Genomic DNA, 15,970 nt, shown 5'->3' with positions numbered 1-15,970 from the left:
GGCGTGCGGGTACCCGGCCGGGGGCGTGCGGGTACCCGGCCGGGGGCGTGCGGTTGCCCGGCAGGCACCTGTACGGGTGCCCGCCGGGGGCTCGCGAGTTGCCCGGCCGGAGCCAGTGCGGGTGCCCAGCCGAGCCCTGAGCGGGTGCCCCGCCGGAGGCTCGCGCGGGTACCCAGCCGGGGTCGCACACGGTTGCCCCGCCGGAGCCCATGCGGGCGCCCGGCAGAAGCCTCGCGCCGGTCCCCGGCAGGAGCGCGTGCGAGGACCCCGGCCGGATCCGATGCGGTTACTCGGCCGGAACCCGGACGGTTGCCCAGCGGGGGGCATGCGGTTACCCGGCCAGGGGCACCCGGTTACGAGGCCGGAGCCAATGCGGGCACCCGGCAGAAGCCTCGCGCCGGTCCCCGGCAAGAGCCCGTGTGTGGCCCGACCGGAGCCTGTGCGGCTACTCGGCCGAGACCCGTGCGGTTGCCCAGCCGGGGGGCGCGGTTACCCGGCAGGCACCTGCACAGATGCCCGGCCGGAACCCGTACAGGCGCCCCCGCCGGGGTCGCTCGGGTGGTCGGCTGGGGGCCCGGGGCAGCTGGCCGGAGCCTCGCGCTGGTACCCGGTGGGCGCGCCTGTTCGGGTAGCCGACCAGAGGTCGTGGCCGCACCCGGCCCGGGGCACGTACGAGGCCCGGAAGGCACCTGTGCAGGCGCCCCGCCGCAGCCCGTGTGAGAGCCCGGCCCGAGCCCGTGCGGCTACTCGGCCGAGACCCGTGCGGTTGCCCAGCCGGGGGGGCGCGGTTACCCGGCAAGCACCTGCACACATACCCGGCCGGAACCCGTACAGGCGCCCCCGCCAGGGTCGCGCGGGTGGCCGGCTGGGGGCCCGGGGCAGCTGGCCGGAGCCTCGCGCTGGTACCCGGTGGGCGCGCCTGTTCGGGTAGCCGACCAGAGGTCGTGGCCGCACCCGGCCCGGGGCACGTACGAGGCCCGGAAGGCACCTGTGCAGGCGCCCAGCCGCAGCCCGTGTGAGAGCCCGGCCCGAGCCCGTGCGGCTACTCGGCCGAGACCCGTGCGGTTGCCCAGCCGGGGGGGCGCGGTTACCCGGCAAGCACCTGCACATATACCCGGCCGGAACCCATACAGGCGCCCCCGCCAGGGTCGCGCGGGTGCCCCGGCAGGGGCTCGCGCGGGGGTTCCGGCCGGGGCTCGCGCGGGGGTTCCGGCCGGGGCTCGCGCGGGGGTTCCGGCCGGGGCTCGCGCGGGGGTTCCGGCAGGAGTCCGGCTGGGGCCCCTGCGGGAGCCTCCCGCGGGTGGGCGGCAGGTGTGCCTGTGCGGGGCGCCCGGGCGTCAGCCGGGACTGACGACTCCCTTTGCGCCTCCGGAGGCGGTGCCCTTCGTGGCGGACTTCGGGATGGGCCGGTCGGCCCTGAGCGCGGCCCAGACGCGCTTGGCCTTGGTCTTGTCGATGAGGACCCGGTTGGTGTCCGCCGCGTCGTACTGGACCGGCATCGTCACCATGTTCATGTTCCCGGGGCTGATGCTCTTGAGCCCGTTGGCGAAGGAGGCCAGGTCCTTGACCGAGTCGAGCTCGGAGTCGGTGGTGACGGTCTTCGTCGCGGTGTCGGCGAGATCGAACAGCTCCTTCGGGTTGCTCAGTATGCCGATCTCCTTGACCTGTTCGACCAGAGCCTTGATGAACGCCTGCTGGAGCTGGATGCGGCCGAGGTCGGATCCGTCGCCCACGCCGTGCCGGGTGCGGACCAGGCCGAGGGCCTGCTTGCCGGTGAGCTGGTGGGTGCCGGCCTTCAGGTCGAGGTGGCTGTCGGGGTCCGAGATGTTCTTAGTCGTGGTGACCTTGACGCCGCCGAGCTCGTCGATGAGCTTCTGGAAGCCGCTGAAGTCGACCTCGATGTAGTGGTCCATACGGATACCGGTCATCGACTCGACGGTCTTCACCGCGCACGTCGCCCCGCCGGTGCTATACGCGGAGTTGAACATCGCGGCCGTCGCGCCGTCGTGCTCGACACCCTTGCTGTCGGTGCACTCGGGGCGCTTGACGAGGGTGTCCCTGGGTATCGAGACCACACTGGCCTTCTTGTGGCCCTTGTAGATGTGCACGACCATCGCCGTGTCCGAGCGGGCCGAGCCGTCGTCGGTGCCACCGCCCAGCTTCTTGTTGCTGCCGGAGCGGGTGTCGGAGCCCAGTACGAGAATGTCCTGCGAGCCGTTGTCGACGTCCAGGGGCCGGTCGCTGCCGAGGGCCTGGTTGATGTCGACGCTGTTGATGTTGCCGTTGAGCTTGAAGTACACGTAGCCGAGGCCGGTGCCGCCCAGCACCACGATGCCCGCCGCCGCCCAGGCCGTGATGAGAAGGGCCTTGCGGCCCTTGGTGCGCGGCTTGCGGCGGTGGCCCTTGGCGCGGTGGCGCGGGCCGCTGGGGCCGGAGGCTTCCGCGGTGCCGGGTCCCGGCGTGCTCTCGGCAGACATGTGCTCCTCAGTTCTCGTTCGGTCGGTTACCCCCTGCTTTCGGGGTCAGGCACGGTCATCGGCCCTGACATACCCGTCAGCGCCCGTCAGGTCAGACGGCGAAACCGAAAAAAGGGTTGCACAACGCACCGTGGTCAACCTGTGGGCCAATGTGCACAATTTGTAACCACGAAGATCGTCGGCCAACCGCTCACCTGCGATTTCAGGCCAATACAACGCGCAGCCCGCGATCTGTGGCCCCACCCCGCCATGTGGCCAAGGTCTCGCCGAGCGCATACAAAAGGGCCGCCCCCGTCACGAGCGTGACGGGGGCGGCCCTCAGAAACGAACGCTGACGCCGGCCTCAGTCGCCGTTGGGCATCGGCGTCGTCTTCTGGATCTGCAGCAGGAACTCGCCGTTCGACTTCGTCTGCTTCATCTTGTCCAGCAGCAGCTCGATCGCCTGCTGCTGGTCGAGCGCGTGCAGCACCCGGCGCAGCTTCCAGGTGATGGCGAGCTCGTCGCTGCCGAGCAGCAGCTCTTCCTTACGGGTACCGGACGCGTCCACGTCCACCGCCGGGAAGACGCGCTTGTCGGCGAGCTTCCGGTCGAGCTTGAGCTCCGCGTTGCCGGTGCCCTTGAACTCCTCGAAGATCACCTCGTCCATGCGCGAGCCGGTGTCGACCAGCGCGGTGGCCAGGATGGTCAGCGAGCCGCCGTCCTCGATGTTGCGCGCGGCACCGAAGAAGCGCTTCGGCGGGTACAGCGCGGTCGAGTCGACACCACCGGACAGGATGCGGCCGGAGGCCGGGGCGGCGAGGTTGTACGCACGGCCCAGACGCGTGATCGAGTCGAGCAGTACGACGACGTCGTGACCCAGCTCCACCAGGCGCTTGGCGCGCTCGATGGCCAGCTCGGCGACCGTGGTGTGGTCCTCGGCCGGGCGGTCGAAGGTCGAGGAGATGACCTCGCCCTTCACCGACCGCTGCATGTCGGTGACCTCTTCCGGACGCTCGTCGACGAGGACGACCATCAGGTGGCACTCGGGGTTGTTGTGCGTGATCGCGTTGGCGATCGCCTGCATGATCATGGTCTTGCCGGTCTTCGGCGGGGCCACGATCAGACCGCGCTGGCCCTTACCGATGGGCGCGACGAGGTCGATGATGCGGGTGGTCAGCACCCCCGGGTCGGTCTCCAGACGGAGCCGGTCCTGCGGGTACAGCGGCGTCAGCTTGTTGAACTCCGGTCGGCCGCGGCCGAGTTCGGGCGCCATGCCGTTGACGGAGTCCAGGCGGACCAGCGCGTTGAACTTCTCACGGCGCTCGCCCTCCTTGGGCTGGCGGACCGCGCCGGTGACGTGGTCGCCCTTGCGCAGACCGTTCTTGCGGACCTGGGCGAGGGAGACGTACACGTCGTTCGGGCCCGGGAGGTAGCCGGACGTACGGATGAACGCGTAGTTGTCGAGGATGTCCAGGATGCCCGCGACGGGGATCAGAACGTCGTCCTCGGCGACCTGCGGCTCGGCGATCTCGTCACGGCCACGGCGGCCACGGCGGTCCCGGTAGCGACCGCGACGGCCGCGGCGGCCGCCCCCGTCGTCGTCGTAACCGTCGTCCTGGCGGTCCTGGCGGTCCTGGCGGTCCTGGCGGCCGCCGCCCTGCTGCTGGCCGCGCTGCTGGTTGCCGCCGCCGCCCTGGTTCTGCTGGTCGTCGCCCTTGCCGCGGCGGTCGCGGTCCCGGCCGCCCCGCTCACGGTCACGGTCACGGTCACGGTCACGGCGGCCCTGACGGCCCTGACGGCCATCGCCGCCCTGGTCACCGGCGTCGCCCTTGGCCTCGCCCTGGGGCTGCGGCTGAGTCTGAGCCGGAGTCTCGGCCTTCGGCTCGGTCTTCGCCTCGGCGGCGACCGTCTCAGGGGCGCCCGCCTCGGCGGTGGCCCGGCGACGGCGGCGCTCCCCGGCGGGGGCGTCGTCGCTCGCGGGCTGACCGGGAATCTCGATCTGCTGCTGGGCCACGGCCTTCTCGGCCTTCTCGGCCTTGCCCGCCGGCTTGTCCTGCTTGGCCTGCTTCTCGGCGGACTTCCCGGTGGGAGACGCGGCGTCCTCCCCCGTACGAGCCTTCGAGGTGGCCCGGCGCTTCGGCTTGGTCTCGGCGGCTGCCTCGGCGGTCTTCGCCGGGGCACCCCCTCCCGCCTGCGCCTCCTTGATGACCTCGATCAGCTGGCTCTTGCGCATCCGCGCGGTGCCCCTGATGCCGAGGCCGGATGCGACCTGCTGCAGCTCGGCCAGCACCATGCCCTCAAGGCCGGTACCGCGGCGCCGACGGGAGCCCGAAGCACCGGTGGCAGGCGCGGCGGAGGCGTCCGTGGCGGGCGCGGCAGCGGTCTCCTCGACACGTGCGCCCATCAGATCGGTGGTGTCGCTCACGAAGGGTCCTTCCCTGGAGCGGACGTCGGCCTGTCTGGCTCGGCGACCGTTTGTGCTGTCCGGCTTTGGTCTGTGTGTGGACCGTGCCGGGGCGGTGGTCCGCCAAAGAGGCGGAGGGGAATATCTGGTGATGGCGTTTCCCGGGGCCGTGACACTCAGGTTCGGTGTCGGTCGGCTCGGTGACGCCGGTTCCGGAGCGTGCTCAGTACTGCTCAGCGCATAGCATCCAGTGCGTGGCACAAAGCAGTTTGGGGGGCTCCCGGAAGAAGGTCTGTCCCGGACGGGGACACGAAGCACCTCGCCATGGTGGGGTCGGGTGCAGACTTGAGGTTAACACTACCGGATCCAACAAATATTCCCCCTCTCCAAATCCGGCAACCGTGTGTCAGGTGGCAAGCGGCAGCACGCTCGCTCCCTGGGCATCGAGGCTCAGCCGGTTGGCCGCCCAGCCCTCGCCGGCCAGGCGGGAGACCTTGTCGGCGGCCGCTTCGTCGGCCAGCGCGAGCACCGTGGGGCCCGCGCCGGAGATCACCGCGGGGATTCCGTCGGCCCGCAGCCGCTCCACCAGGGCGGCGCTCTCCGGCATGGCGGGGGCGCGGTACTCCTGGTGCAGACGGTCATCGGTGGCGGGCAGCAGCAGCTCGGGGCGCCTGGTCAGGGCCTCGACGAGCAGTGCGGCGCGGCCCGCGTTGGCGGCGGCGTCGACGTGTGGCACGGTGCGCGGCAGCAGGCCGCGGGCGGTCTCGGTCAGGACCGGTTTCCCCGGTACGAAAACCACCGGAACGATGGAATCGGCGGGCTCCATCCTGATGGCGCGGGCGGCGCCGCCCTCCATCCAGGACAGCGTGAAACCGCCGAGCAGACAGGCCGCGACATTGTCGGGGTGGCCCTCGATCTCGGTGGCGAGCTCAAGGAGCGCCGCGTCGTCGAGCTTGCTGTCGCCGCCTATGGTCACGGCGCGCGCGGCGACGATGCCGGCGCAGATCGCGGCGGACGAGGAGCCGAGGCCGCGGCCGTGCGGAATGCGGTTGGCGCAGACGATCTCGAGGCCGCGCGGCTGTCCGCCCAGCAGATCGAAGGCGGTACGCAGGGAACGTACGAGGAGGTGACTCTCGTCACGCGGAAGTGTCTCGTCGCCCTCACCTGCGATGTCGATGTTCAGTCCGGAGTCGGCCACTCGGACGACCACGTCGTCGTAGAGCCCCAGCGACAGGCCGAGGGCGTCGAAGCCCGGACCGAGATTGGCGCTGGTGGCGGGGACGCGCACCCGGACGGCGGCGGCGCGGAACGCTGGACCGGCCATCGCTCGATGACTCTCCTTGAGCTTGAGCTGCGAGATTTTCGAAATCCTGCGAGACGAACGGAAGACCACGGAAAGACCCTGCGGCCGCAAGGACGGCGCGGCACCGCGGCATATGCGGCGGGCGGGTTCCTTACAGCCTATCGAAGGAAGGTTCTGTGGCGACATAGGGCGCACAGGAGGCGCACGATGCGTGTCGTAAGCCCCCCGTGCACCCGCCGTCAGGTCTGGTGACAGGTTAGCCGTCAGGTGTGATGACAGGTTATGCGAGACCGAGGCGTTCCGCGGCCGTGGCCGCGTCCACCGGGACCGTGACGGGCTGCGGGGCGCCCGCGACGGCCCAGTCCGGGTCCTTGAGGCCGTTGCCGGTCACCGTGCAGACGATCCGCTGGCCCGGGTCGACCTTGCCCTGCTCGGCGGCCTTCAGCAGGCCGGCGACGGACGCGGCGGACGCGGGCTCGACGAAAACGCCCTCCTGAGAGGCCAACAGCCGGTAGCAGCGCAGAATCTCACGGTCCGTCACCTCATCGATGAACCCGCCCGATTCGTCCCGCGCGGCCAGCGCCAGCTTCCAGGACGCGGGGTTGCCGATCCGGATCGCGGTGGCGATGGTCGACGGGTCCTTGACGACCTCGCCGCGCACGATCGGGGCGGAACCGGCGGCCTGGAAACCCCACATTCGGGGGGTCCGCGCGGCGACACCGTCGGCGGCGTACTCCTTGTAGCCCTTCCAGTACGCCGTGATGTTGCCCGCGTTGCCCACCGGCAGGACGTGGATGTCGGGTGCGTCACCCAGCATGTCCACGATCTCGAACGCGGCGGTCTTCTGCCCCTCGATGCGCACCGGATTGACTGAATTCACCAGCGCCACAGGGTAGTTCTCGGACAGAGCGCGCGCGAGGGTGAGGCAGTCGTCGAAGTTCCCGTCCACCTGAAGGATCTTCGCGCCGTGCACGAGCGCCTGGCCCATCTTGCCGAGCGCGATCTTGCCCTGCGGAACGAGAACGGCGGACACCATTCCGGCCCGTACGGCATAGGCGGCCGCCGAGGCGGACGTGTTGCCGGTGGAGGCGCAGATGACGGCCTTCGCGCCCTCCTCCTTGGCCTTGCTGATGGCCATGGTCATGCCGCGGTCCTTGAAGGACCCGGTGGGGTTCGCGCCCTCCACCTTGAGGTGGACCTCACAGCCCGTGCGCTCGGAGAGCACCTGCGCGGGCACGAGGGGCGTGCCGCCCTCGCGGAGCGTCACGACCGGCGTGCTGTCGGATACCGGCAGCCGGTCCCGGTACTCCTCTATGATTCCGCGCCACTGGTGGGTCATTGCTGGTTACTCTCCTTCAACCCGCATGATGCTGGCGACACCCCGCACGGTGTCGAGGTTGCGCAGCGCCTCGACGGTCCCGTTCAAGGACGCGTCGGACGCACGGTGGGTGACGACGACGAGGGAGGCCTCGCCGTCCTTGCCCTGTTGGCGAACCGTATCGATCGAGACACCGTGCTCGGCGAATACGGTTGCAACCTGGGCGAGAACACCCGGTTTGTCGGCCACATCGAGGCTGATGTGGTACCGCGTGACCACCTCGCCCATGGGGGACACGGGCAGCTGGGTGTACGCGGAGTCGCCCGGTCCGGTCGCGCCGCTGAGCCGGTTGCGGCAGACGGCCACGAGGTCGCCGAGGACCGCGGAGGCGGTGGGCGCACCGCCCGCGCCGGGACCGTAGAACATCAGCTGGCCAGCGGCGTCCGACTCGACGAAGACGGCGTTGTACGCGCCGCGCACGGAGGCGAGCGGGTGGGTCAGCGGAATCATCGCGGGGTGCACACGGGCGGTCACGGACCCCCCGTCGGCCGCACGCTCACAGATGGCGAGCAGCTTGATGGTGCAGCCCATCTCCTTCGCCGAGGCGAAGTCGGCGGCGGTGACCTCGGTCATGCCCTCGCGATACACGTCGTCGAGGCGCACGCGCGTGTGGAAGGCGATTCCGGCGAGGATCGCGGCCTTGGCGGCGGCGTCGAACCCCTCGACATCGGCGGTCGGGTCGGCTTCCGCGTACCCGAGCGCGGTGGCCTCGTCGAGGGCTTCCTGATAACCGGCCCCCGTGGAGTCCATCTTGTCGAGGATGAAGTTCGTCGTGCCGTTGACGATGCCGAGCACGCGGTTGACCTTGTCGCCGGCGAGGGACTCGCGCAGCGGCCGGATGAGGGGGATGGCGCCCGCCACGGCCGCCTCGTAGTAGAGGTCCTTGTCGTGTTCCTCGGCGAAGGCGTGCAGCGCGGCGCCGTCCTGGGCGAGCAGCGCCTTGTTGGCGGAGACGACGGACGCACCGTGCTCGAGGGCGGTGGTGATCAGGGTCCGGGCGGGCTCGATGCCGCCGATGACCTCGACGACCACGTCGATGTCCCCGCTTTTGACCAGGGCCGTCGCGTCCGTGGTGATGAGTTCGGCGGGAATGCCCTCGCGCACCTTGGAAGGCCTTCGTACGGCGACCCCCGCCAGCTCGACGGGGGCACCGATCCTGGCGGCGAGATCGTCGGCGTGCGTCGTCATGATGCGCGCCACCTCTGAGCCGACAACCCCACAGCCCAGCAGCGCCACCTTCAGCGGACGCGTACGCATCATCCGACCTCGTTTCCTCATACCGTCACGGTTGGTCCAGTCTCACTCACCGAACGGGACTTTCTGCCCTTCGTCCGGATTGTGAGACGTCTATTTCATTTCCCCGGCGGCCGATCGCAGGAGATCTTCCGCCCCTTTTTCCCTTGGGGATTGGTTTGTTGACCCCGCCCGGGACAGGCCCCGGGCGGGGTCTTGGCGGGAGTGACTCATCCGACATCGAGGCGCAGCAGATCCTCCTCCGTCTCCCGGCGGACGATCGTCCGGGCCTCGCCGTCACGGACCGCGACGACGGGCGGGCGCAGAGCGTGGTTGTAGTTGCTGGCCATGGAGCGGCAGTACGCGCCGGTGGCCGGGACGGCGATGAGGTCCCCGGGCGCGAGGTCGGCGGGCAGGAAGGCGTCCCGCACCACGATGTCGCCGCTCTCGCAGTGCTTGCCGACGACGCGGGCGAGCATGGGTTCGGCGTCGCTCACGCGCGAGACGAGGGCGACGCTGTACTCGGCGTCGTACAGCGCGGTACGGATGTTGTCGGACATGCCGCCGTCTACGGAGACGTACGTACGCAGTCCGTCGAGCGGCTTGATCGTGCCGACCTCGTAGAGGGTGAAGGCGGTCGGGCCGACGATCGCGCGCCCGGGCTCGACGGAGATGCGCGGAGTCCCGAGACGCGCGGCCTCGCACTCGCGCGTGACGATCTCGCTCAGTGCCTTGGCGATCTCGTGCGGCTCGCGCGGATCGTCCTCGCTCGTGTAGGCGATACCGAGGCCGCCACCCAGGTCGATCTCGGGCAGTTCGACGCCGTGCTCGTCGCGGACCTCGGCGAGGAGCTTCACGACCCGGCGCGCGGCGACCTCGAACCCGGCCATGTCGAAGATCTGCGAGCCGATGTGCGAGTGGATTCCGACGAGTTCGAGCCCGTCGAGCGCGAGGGCCCGCCGTACGGCCTCGGCGGCCTGCCCGTCCGCGAGCGCGATGCCGAACTTCTGGTCCTCGTGAGCCGTGGCGATGAACTCGTGCGTATGCGCCTCGACGCCGACGGTCACCCGGATCTGCACGCGCTGCCGCTTGCCGAGGGACTCGGCGATGTGCGCGACGCGGACGATCTCCTGGAAGGAGTCGAGGACGATACGCCCGACGCCACTCTCGATGGCCTTGGTGATTTCGTCGGTGGACTTGTTGTTGCCGTGAAAGGCGATGCGATCGGCGGGCATGCCGGCGGAGAGGGCGGTGGAGAGCTCGCCCCCGGAGCAGACATCGAGGTTGAGCCCCTCCTCGTGCAGCCAGCGCACGACGGCACGGGAGAGGAAAGCCTTGCCGGCGTAGAAGACGTCGGCGTCGTGCCCGAAGGCCGTACGCCAGGCACGCGCCCGCGCCCGGAAGTCGGTCTCGTCGATGAAGTAGGCGGGGGTACCGAACTCCTCGGCGAGCTTCGTCACCTCCATACCGCCCACGGTGACGACTCCGTCGGGCGTACGGGTGACGGTCTGCGCCCAGACCTTCGGATCCAGGGCGTTGAGGTCGGTGGGCGGAGCGGTGTAGTGCCCCTCGGGCAGAACATCGGCGTGACGGGGCCCGGCGGGATGTGCGGAACGGCTCATGGCGTCTCTTCTTGGCTCTCTTCGGACTTCAGAGGTGTTCGGGTGCGTCGATGCCGAGCAGGGACAGGCCGCCGGCCAGCACCGTCCCGGCGGCTTCGGCAAGCGCGAGCCGGGCGCGGTGGGCGGCCGAGGGTTTCTCGTCACCGAGCGGGAGGACCCGGGTGGCCTCCTGGTAACGGAGGAAGGCATCGGCGACGACCACGAGGTGGCGGGCCAGGCGGTCGGGCGCGTGCTGGTTCGCGGCGGTGGTGAGGGCCGGGGGGTAGCCGGCGAGGGCGGTGAGGAGGGAGGGCGGCAGGTTGTTGGTCTCGTTCTGGCTCTCCTTCAGGCTCTCCTTTTGGCTCTCCTTCGGGCGTACGTCGCCGGGGGCGCTGTCGAAGCCGAGGTCCGCGGCGTTCCGGCTGAGGGCTCGGGCGCGGGCGTGGGCGTAACGGACCCGGAAGAGGGGGTTGGTCTCGCGCTGCACGAGGTGGTCCGCGGTGATGCGGGGCCGGTCGTGGGGGGCGGGGTGGAGGAGAGCCCAGCGACCTGCGTCACGACCCAGGGGGGTGGGGTCCTCGGGCGCCGGGACGGGCCGGAGGTTCACGTCGAGATCCTCCAGGGCGGCGGGAGTGCCGGGCCTGCCGTGGGCTTCCACGGTCACGCCGAGGGGGCCCGCCCACGCCGGGTCCAACTCCCTCTCGCAGGACGTACGGACGAGGATGCCCTGGGTACGGAGGATCCGCGCGAGCACCTGCCCGGTGACCGCGGCACGCACCTCGCACGGGTGGTGCAGCCGCTGGATCCGCCCGGTCGGCTCGTCGACGTACCCGTAACGGACCCCGCGCCGCAGGATGTCCCGGACCAGGGCTTCGGCTCCCCCGTCGAGGGTGATGTTGAGGAAACCGGCCCCGGTGATCTCGACGCCGGAGACCCCCTCGGCGTCGGTGATGTGCGTCCGCAGGATCTCCGCGACCTGAAGGGACGGGCGCCCGGCGGGCCGGGCCAGCTGCAGGGCGACGTTCGTGGCGTAGTCACCGCATCCCCCGGGCCCCGGCGGCGCGACCATCGCCCGCGAGGGCACGGCCACACTCAGCTCACCGGCGTCCACGGCGCGGCGCACGGCGCGCAGGACGGTACGGGAGAGCTCGACGGGGGTCACGGGGACAAGCGTATGGGAGGAGGGGGGCGGGTAGGCGAACGGGTTTGAGGAGGGTCCGGGATGTGGACGGGGGGCTGGGTGGGATGCGCGGGACGGGCGGGACGGGCGGGATGGGGACGGCGGGTGATCGCCGACCGGAGGTCTGGCCGCCCACCGGAGGCTGGTTGCCGACTGGAGGCTGGCTGCCGACCGGAGGCTGTTTGGCGATCGGAGGCTGGTTGCCGATCGAATAGCGGTCAGCCGGCAGCGCCGGTCCGCCCGGCACGCTCGGCCTCCCCCTCCACCCCGTACGAACTCTCGACCGACGCACCCTCGATCAACGGACTCTCGATCAACGGGCTCTCCATCGATGGACTCCCGAACGACGCACCGCGGCTCCGCCGCTCCATCAACTGCCTTACGATCCGCACGAGTTCGGCGGGCTCGAAGGGCTTGGCCAGAAAGGCGTCGACCCCCAGGTCCAGCCCACTCTCGACCTCGTACTGCGTACACGCGCTCACGATGGCGAGGGGCAGATTCCGCGTCCCCGGATCGGCACGGAGGCGGGCGGCCGTCCGCAGCCCGTCCAGCCGGGGCATCACCACGTCCAGGGTGAGGACATCGGGCCGCACCTGATGAACGACATCCAGACACTCGGCACCGTCGGCCGCGGTCACGACCTCGAAACCCTCCAGTTCGAGGTTGACCCTGATCAACTGCCGGATGACCTTGTTGTCGTCCACAACAAGCACCCGACCGGACGCGCCTGGCACAACTCGAGAGTAGGTCTCCCCCCACGCCCGCGTCCGGCTTTTCCCCACTTCCACCCCACCCGGAGTCCCCGTTCCGCGCCCCGCTCCCCCGCCCAACCCCGGGGCCGGCCCCTCCCTCACCCCCACTCCCCACCCCTCAAAACCCGTTCATGCCACCCCCAAAAGAGCTGGTAGGGTTCTACCCGTCGCCGCACACACCGCGGACCGACACGCCCCCGTAGCTCAGGGGATAGAGCAACGGCCTCCGGAGCCGTGTGCGCAGGTTCGAATCCTGCCGGGGGCACCCTGTATGAGGTGCCTAAAGACCCCGTGACCAGCGAGTTCGCTGAGTGCGGGGTCTTCGCGTATGTGCAGCTGTGTGCCGCCCGGAGCGACCGTATGTCGGGGTCCGTGGACGAGCTGTGGACGGGATCTTGGGGCATCGCCGCAGGTGAGACGGCTGGGTCCGGCGGATCACCGAAGAGGGCTTGTCGCACAACTGCTCTCAGCCCCGGTGTCTCGTGTTGAGGCTTCGGCCCCCCAGTCCCACAGAGCCTGGAGGACAGGGCCGAGGCGGTGTCCACTCGGGGTGAGCGCGTAGCGCACTCGCGGCGGCCAGCCCGGTCGACGGTCGCGCTCGACAACTCCGGCCTCGCCGAGCTGCGCCAACCGGTCGGACAGCACCTTGTCCGACAACATGGGCAGGGCCAAGCGCAGCTCGCTGTAGGAGCGGTCGCCACGCAGCAGCTCGCGAACCACCAGCGTCGTCCAGCGGCCGTGCAGGGCCGCCAGCGTGATCTCCACCGGGCACGCGGGGGTAGGCGCAGTGACGTTCGCGCGCGGGTCGTCGGGGAGCCCTGCCGGGTGACCAACCATTCGGTGAGTCACGAGATCGCCTCCTAACGTGTTGGGCACTTCGATTCTCCCGGCCCGGAAGGACGTCTGTCGATCATGCGAGAACTGGCCGATCGGCCTGAAGAGGTGCCCGCAGTGTTCGCCGAGCGGTTCAACAGCGGCGACGCCACCGCGTTGGCGCAGGTCTACGAGGACGCGGCTGTGCTGGTCCCGCAGCCGGGAACGGGGGTGACCGGCCCGGACCTGCACGCCGCCAACGGCCGCCTGCAGCAGCTCGGAGTTCCTATCTCGGTCCGTCCGCGGAATGTGTACCGCAACGGAGACCTGGCGCTGCTGATAGTCGACTGGGCCATCGACGGGACCGACCGGGAGGGACAGGCTGTGCACGTCGAGGGCACTGCCACCGACGTCGCCCGGCGGGGTTCGGACGGCCGTTGGCGGTACGTCATCGACAACCCCTTCGGCACCCGGGCACAGCAACTCCTCACCGAGGACGCCGCGGAACCAACGTTCTGAGTGAGCACACCTGGAAAACAACGAGGCCCCTGGTAGATGCCAGGGGCCTCAGACACGATCAGGCGGGGTCACTCGTACTCACGAAGCAGGTCCTCGATACGCCGGTTGGCGACGTCCTGCCGTCCGTCGAGGCACTTCGCGTAGCGGGTCAGCAGGACCTCAACGCTGTTGCCGAGGACTGCACCCTGTACTTCAGCGAGCGGCAAGTCCAAGGCAGCCCCGTCCGTCCCGCGAGCCAGCAAGACGCCCTTGTCGGCTGCCTGCGCCCCGGTGCGCGAAGGGCCGAGATCCCAACTCGAGGGGTCCGACCCGGCGGACTGGCTGTCCGGCTCCCCGAGTCCGTAGCCCACGGCATGCACCACTGCTCCGCCGGTGAAGGCGGAGACGAGGGAACTCGCAGCGGAATCGAGTTGGGCCTGCTCGCCGCGGCGCTTGCGTACGACCATGGGCAGCCCCAACACGACGACCCGCAGCGCCAGCAGGCCAGCTACGGCCAGACCGGAGGCGTCTTGTGGGCGTGCGACGACGAAGACCACGGTGACGATGGCAGCGGGGCTGAAGAGAGCCGCGTAGAGCAGTGCGGGATGAATTCGCATGCCGGACAGGTAGGTCTTCGGTGACTCGGTCGGCGTCAGTTGTGCCGGCACATTCGCGTTCCCGCCCATGATCCGGACGGACCGCAAGTGAATGCCCGAGGCCCTGGCCCATCTACCGTGCGGCGGATCACCGACGCGCTCACCGTCGCAGGACACTGCGTGCAGGCCATTCCCGCCCTTCACCACGCATCAACGACCAGGATCATGAGGACTTCCAGGAATCTACTTCCTCATCCGGGCTGATCCGGATGGTGCGGGCGAATTCGTCAACATCGTCGAGAGCCCGGAGGATCCGGCCGGCGTCGGGATCGGCCAGGATGATCAGGACGTCCGCGGCTTCCTTGCCCTTCTCGTAGCGCCAGGCGTAACGGAGGCCGACGTGCACCTCGTTGCTGTCCTCGTCCTGGTAGTAGCGCAGCACCCGCAAGCCGGCTCCCAGATGCGGGGAGTCGAAGTCCTCGACGATGGGGGGCTCGACGGCGTAGCTCGCATCGGCGTGGGTCAGCTCACGCAGTGCCGTTTTCCGGTCTTCGCCCTCCTCGATCTCCACCAGGTCGACATACGCAGGAAGCGGGATCTCCCGCGGGTGCGGGAGATGGAGGAAGACCTCGAAGTCCGGAAAGGCTGCGGGGGCCCTGATCGCGTACATCAACAGGATGTTGGTCAGCAGGTCGACTTCGCCCGGTTTTGGCTTCTCCGACGCGAAATCCTCCCAAAGACCCTCGGCGAAGTAGCGTGCCCACGCCCTCAGGCGTTTGTGCCTCCTCGACGTCCTCAAGACCCGGTTCCGGCCACATGAGCGGGATGCGGATCCAAGGGGACAGATCCATAGCGTGCTTGACGTTGAGCCAGCTCACTCATAACTCCATCTGAACGTGCCGACCACCGCGTCGAACAACTCGACCAGCACGCCGGTGAATTCACTTTCGAGATCGCCGTCACCCGGTGTGGAGAAGTTGATGCTGATCCAGCGACCGGGAGCGGCGGCGGTCGTGCACCGTGAATCGGTGATTCGGCTGCACGGGTCCGCTTCCGTGATGGAGAAAGTAGGCGGCGCCCCAGTCATGCGCCCCGTCAGGGACTCGAACCCGCCACTAGCGCCCCCGGCCTACCGGTTCAGCTGCACCACCGTCTAGATGACCAGCTGCCCCACCGCCGACCAGCGGTTCCGCCCGCCCCCATGCTCCGAGTGCCTCGCCAGGGGATTCCCAACTGTGAGAGTGCCAGTAAAGGCCTGAAGGACTCACCGACCCGCTCCCGGGTCGATCGGAACGAGCCGAGATCACCCCTCCACCATCACCGTGGCACAAATACGCAGGTCCTAGACTCCTGCGTCTGGGCGCTGACTTACCTCTTCCTCGACGCCTCGGTACCAGGTGCGCCTTCACGTCCCTCTGACGGTCGCCTCACGGGTCGGCGTTGATCCCACGCTGAGCGTCGACCCTACTGCCTTCCGCTGAAGCGGGCGCGATTCCACTCTTCCTCGAATTCATCGCGGCTGATAATGAATGCAGAGAACTCGGGTTGCGCTGCGACCTCTTCGATTGGGCCAACAGGGATTTCACTGAGCCCGATCTCACCGGTTTCGTGAGACGAGTCCGCCTTCAGCAGACGTCCATCCCGATACCGTTGAATCTTACGGACTTCGTATCCGTCCTCGCCGATTTCGCTGAACAGGGTGACTGGCTCGACGTCGAAATCGTGCAGCCAGTGCACCTTCCAGTACTCCACTTGT

14 protein-coding genes and 1 tRNA gene are annotated in these 15,970 nt (G+C 69.5%); 2 read left to right on the top strand and 13 right to left on the bottom strand.

The window, feature by feature from the left end:
- Positions 1-1,337: 1,337 nt before the first annotated feature.
- The 8 genes from FE633_RS29460 to FE633_RS29425 all read right to left on the bottom strand — a co-directional run bounded on the left by FE633_RS29460 (position 1,338) and on the right by FE633_RS29425 (position 12,268).
- The gene (locus tag FE633_RS29460; RefSeq protein WP_138048217.1) at positions 1,338-2,477 is read right to left on the bottom strand and encodes an LCP family protein; all 1,140 of its coding nucleotides are present in this window, start codon (positions 2,475-2,477) and stop codon (positions 1,338-1,340) included.
- A 343-nt stretch (positions 2,478-2,820) separates the two neighbouring features.
- Positions 2,821-4,881: a transcription termination factor Rho gene (gene rho / locus FE633_RS29455; protein ID WP_138048216.1), complete on the bottom strand. Its 2,061-nt coding sequence runs from the start codon at positions 4,879-4,881 to the stop codon at positions 2,821-2,823.
- Between the two features lie 385 nt (positions 4,882-5,266).
- Entirely contained in the window at positions 5,267-6,184 is a 918-nt protein-coding gene (gene thrB / locus FE633_RS29450; RefSeq protein ID WP_138048215.1) for a homoserine kinase, read from the bottom strand.
- A 259-nt stretch (positions 6,185-6,443) separates the two neighbouring features.
- A complete protein-coding gene (gene thrC, locus FE633_RS29445; protein ID WP_119099298.1) occupies positions 6,444-7,502 on the bottom strand; it encodes a threonine synthase in 1,059 nt (352 codons plus the stop codon).
- A gap of 6 nt (positions 7,503-7,508) precedes the next feature.
- Complete coding sequence (locus FE633_RS29440) at positions 7,509-8,801, bottom strand: homoserine dehydrogenase (RefSeq protein ID WP_138048214.1); 1,293 nt, start codon at positions 8,799-8,801, stop codon at positions 7,509-7,511.
- A 203-nt stretch (positions 8,802-9,004) separates the two neighbouring features.
- A complete protein-coding gene (gene lysA / locus FE633_RS29435; protein WP_138048213.1) occupies positions 9,005-10,396 on the bottom strand; it encodes a diaminopimelate decarboxylase in 1,392 nt (463 codons plus the stop codon).
- A gap of 28 nt (positions 10,397-10,424) precedes the next feature.
- On the bottom strand, positions 10,425-11,537 hold the full coding sequence (nrtL, locus tag FE633_RS29430) for an ArgS-related anticodon-binding protein NrtL (protein ID WP_138048212.1): 1,113 nt from the start codon (positions 11,535-11,537) through the stop codon (positions 10,425-10,427).
- 236 nt (positions 11,538-11,773) lie between these two features.
- A complete protein-coding gene (locus tag FE633_RS29425) occupies positions 11,774-12,268 on the bottom strand; it encodes a response regulator (RefSeq protein WP_138048226.1) in 495 nt (164 codons plus the stop codon).
- 232 nt (positions 12,269-12,500) lie between these two features.
- Between FE633_RS29425 and FE633_RS29420 the strand changes: the two genes are divergently transcribed.
- A tRNA-Arg gene (locus tag FE633_RS29420) sits at positions 12,501-12,572 on the top strand.
- Positions 12,573-12,742: 170 nt separating this feature from the next.
- Here the strand turns inward: FE633_RS29420 and FE633_RS29415 are convergent.
- Positions 12,743-13,072: a winged helix-turn-helix transcriptional regulator gene (locus FE633_RS29415; protein ID WP_246113879.1), complete on the bottom strand. Its 330-nt coding sequence runs from the start codon at positions 13,070-13,072 to the stop codon at positions 12,743-12,745.
- A gap of 147 nt (positions 13,073-13,219) precedes the next feature.
- Between FE633_RS29415 and FE633_RS29410 the strand changes: the two genes are divergently transcribed.
- Positions 13,220-13,639, top strand: coding sequence for a YybH family protein (locus tag FE633_RS29410; RefSeq protein ID WP_138048211.1), 420 nt, complete (start codon positions 13,220-13,222; stop codon positions 13,637-13,639).
- A gap of 68 nt (positions 13,640-13,707) precedes the next feature.
- On the opposite strand, the gene FE633_RS49325 is transcribed toward FE633_RS29410, so the two are convergent.
- From FE633_RS49325 to FE633_RS29390, 4 genes are all read right to left on the bottom strand, one after another.
- The gene (locus FE633_RS49325) at positions 13,708-14,286 is read right to left on the bottom strand and encodes a hypothetical protein (RefSeq protein ID WP_138048210.1); all 579 of its coding nucleotides are present in this window, start codon (positions 14,284-14,286) and stop codon (positions 13,708-13,710) included.
- Between the two features lie 151 nt (positions 14,287-14,437).
- Positions 14,438-14,884, bottom strand: coding sequence for a hypothetical protein (locus FE633_RS29400; RefSeq protein ID WP_138048209.1), 447 nt, complete (start codon positions 14,882-14,884; stop codon positions 14,438-14,440).
- Positions 14,885-15,088: 204 nt separating this feature from the next.
- Positions 15,089-15,301 (bottom strand): hypothetical protein, encoded by a 213-nt coding sequence (locus FE633_RS29395; RefSeq protein ID WP_138048208.1) that lies wholly within the window; start codon positions 15,299-15,301, stop codon positions 15,089-15,091.
- A gap of 377 nt (positions 15,302-15,678) precedes the next feature.
- Positions 15,679-15,966, bottom strand: coding sequence for a DUF6881 domain-containing protein (locus tag FE633_RS29390; protein WP_138048207.1), 288 nt, complete (start codon positions 15,964-15,966; stop codon positions 15,679-15,681).
- Positions 15,967-15,970: the final 4 nt, after the last annotated feature.

Source organism: Streptomyces montanus (assembly GCF_005786655.1).
In the GTDB taxonomy this organism is placed as follows: domain Bacteria; phylum Actinomycetota; class Actinomycetes; order Streptomycetales; family Streptomycetaceae; genus Streptomyces; species Streptomyces sporangiiformans.
Note: the sequence above shows the minus strand (reverse complement) of the source record. Positions and strands in the feature narration are given on the sequence as shown.

Coding starts and splice junctions, on each gene's coding strand:
- FE633_RS29395 (WP_138048208.1), bottom strand. CDS start 15,301: ATGACTGGGGCGCCGCCTACTTTCTCCATCACGGAAGCGGACCCGTGC.
- thrC (WP_119099298.1), bottom strand. CDS start 7,502: ATGACCCACCAGTGGCGCGGAATCATAGAGGAGTACCGGGACCGGCTG.
- FE633_RS29460 (WP_138048217.1), bottom strand. CDS start 2,477: ATGTCTGCCGAGAGCACGCCGGGACCCGGCACCGCGGAAGCCTCCGGC.
- FE633_RS29400 (WP_138048209.1), bottom strand. CDS start 14,884: ATGTACGCGATCAGGGCCCCCGCAGCCTTTCCGGACTTCGAGGTCTTC.
- FE633_RS29440 (WP_138048214.1), bottom strand. CDS start 8,801: ATGATGCGTACGCGTCCGCTGAAGGTGGCGCTGCTGGGCTGTGGGGTT.
- lysA (WP_138048213.1), bottom strand. CDS start 10,396: ATGAGCCGTTCCGCACATCCCGCCGGGCCCCGTCACGCCGATGTTCTG.
- FE633_RS29410 (WP_138048211.1), top strand. CDS start 13,220: ATGCGAGAACTGGCCGATCGGCCTGAAGAGGTGCCCGCAGTGTTCGCC.
- thrB (WP_138048215.1), bottom strand. CDS start 6,184: ATGGCCGGTCCAGCGTTCCGCGCCGCCGCCGTCCGGGTGCGCGTCCCC.